Genomic DNA, 2,277 nt, shown 5'->3' on the forward strand with positions numbered 1-2,277 from the left:
GAGTCGGGGGAGTGTGGTGCGGGAGCGGAGCGGGGTGGGGCAGAGGCGCAGCAGCAGGGGCTGCCGCGAACGCCCGGCGTGCATCACGCGTCTGACGTTCGTTGACCACGGCGGCCAGGAACGCGGCGGCAGGCACCCCCGCCGGGGCCGGGACCCCGGTCCTGGCAGCCAGCTCCCCGGCCAGCCGCTCCGACATGGCGCGCCCCACAGCGGCATCCAGTTGGTGCATCCGCGTCAGGTACTGCCGCACGGCAAGCCACAGATCGTCCGGGACCGCCGACAGATCCAGTCCGGCGAACCGCCCGACGAGCCAGGGCGGCGGAGGCGGAACGGCTGCGGCCCTGCCCGCCGGAACCCGCTCCCGTACGACGAGCGTCCCTGCGAAGACGTCTCCGAGCCGCCGCCCACGCGCCGAAACCAGCGAGGCGATGGCGGCGACCGCACCGAGCGTCGCGAGGATCTCCACCACGCCCATCGCCCCGCGTACCAGCGCATGCCGGAACCGGATGGGCCCGCCGTCGTCCCGCACCACCCGAAGCCCGCACGCGAGTTTCCCCAGCGAACGGCCATGGCTGAGTGTTTCCACCGCTATGGGGGCCCCCACCAGCACCAGCAGAAAGGTCGCGACGGCCACCGCCGCCATCGCCGCTTCGTCGAGTGTGACTGTCGCGATGGCCAACCCGATCGACACCAGTACGAACACCGTCCCCACTGCCACCAGATCGATGACGAGGGCCAGTGCCCGGCTCGGCAGTTTCGCCGGCCGCAGCCCCAGCACGACCGCGTCCCCGGTCACCAGCTCACTCATTGCCGCCCCACCCTTCGCCGACCATCCCTGCCCCTCGGGGTCACAGTCTGCCAAGCTGACCCGCAACGCGCCGCAGTTGTACGGACCCGTACACACCCATGCCAGGAGCAGCAGCCGACCATGGACCTCGATGTCTTCGTCAACACCCACCGCATCGAGTGGGACCGTCTGGACCACCTCCTGCACCGCGGGCGCAAACTCACGGGAGCGGAAGCCGACGAACTCGTCGACCTCTACCAGCGCACGGCCACCCATCTCTCCCTGATCCAGTCCAGCGCGCCCGACCCACTGCTCACCGCGCGCCTGACGCAGCTGGTGGCCCGGGCACGCTCCACCGTGACCGGCACCCGTCGTGCCTCCTGGCGCGATGCCGTCCACTTCCTGACGGCAGGATTTCCCGCGGCGGTCTACCGCTCCAGGCACTGGTGGATACCCACCGCCGTCCTCTCAGCGCTCCTGGCCGCGCTGATGGGCTGGTGGATCGGTACCCACCCGGAGGTCCAGGCGGCCATCGCCGCCCCGGAGGACCTCCGCCGCCTGACCAGCCCGGGAGGCGAGTACGAGACGTACTACTCCAGCCACCCGGCGGCGTCCTTCGCCGCCCAGGTCTGGACGAACAACGCCCAGGCCGCCGCCATGTGCCTGGTGCTCGGCGCGTTCCTCTGCGTCCCGGTGATCTGGATCCTCTTCGTCAACGTGCTCAACCTTGCGGTGGGTATCGGCCTGATGTCCTCGGCGGGCCGGCTCGACACCTTCCTCGGCCTGATCCTTCCCCACGGGCTGCTGGAACTCACGGCGGTCTTCGTCGCGGCCGGCACCGGCCTCCGCCTGGGCTGGACGGTCATCGATCCCGGCCCGCACACCCGGCGTACAGCCCTGGCACAACAGGGCCGGGCAGCCGTCGGCATGGCCATCGGACTCGCTCTCGTCCTGTTCGTGTCGGGCGTCATCGAAGGCTTCGTCACCCCTTCAGGCCTTCCGACCTGGGCACGTATCGCGATCGGAATCGCCGCTGAGCTGGGCTTCCTGGCCTACGTCTACATCCTGGGCGGCCGGGCTGCCCGAGCCGGCGACGCAGGTGACATCGCGGCAGGCGAACGGAGCGCCGAACTGCCGGTGGCCGCCTGATGTGCGAGCGGCCTCGATGACCTGCTAGTCTCCTCAAGCCCCAAAAGAACCGTTGACACGGCGGACTGGGGGAGGTAGATTAGAACGGTTGCCTCGAACTGGACAAGTTCGGGCCCAACGGTTAGGTTTACCTCGCTCTCAACGGAAATGTAATTTCCGCAGAGCCATTTGATTCCCACTCTCCGGAACATGAAGCCGATTAGCTCGGCATTATTGCTTCTGATAAAGTCGAATCAGCCGAAAGGCAAGGCCACTTCAACGGCCACTGGAATTCAAATGCGGACCGGAAACGGTGCGCACGGGTTCTGGTAAGGTTGAAACCGCTGGAAAGGGAAAGCGCG

At 68.2% G+C, this 2,277-nt stretch carries 2 protein-coding genes; one reads left to right on the forward strand and one right to left on the reverse strand.

Annotation, left to right across the window (positions count from 1 at the left end):
* On the reverse strand, positions 1-808 hold an 808-nt coding region (locus JGS39_RS38905), incomplete at its 3' end, for an RDD family protein (protein ID WP_219574485.1).
* 120 nt (positions 809-928) lie between these two features.
* Between JGS39_RS38905 and JGS39_RS38910 the strand changes: the two genes are divergently transcribed.
* Positions 929-1,936, forward strand: coding sequence for a stage II sporulation protein M (locus JGS39_RS38910; RefSeq protein ID WP_219574486.1), 1,008 nt, complete (start codon positions 929-931; stop codon positions 1,934-1,936).
* Positions 1,937-2,277: the final 341 nt, after the last annotated feature.

This window comes from Streptomyces poriferorum (assembly GCF_019399235.1).
Taxonomy (GTDB): Bacteria; Actinomycetota; Actinomycetes; order Streptomycetales; family Streptomycetaceae; genus Streptomyces; species Streptomyces poriferorum.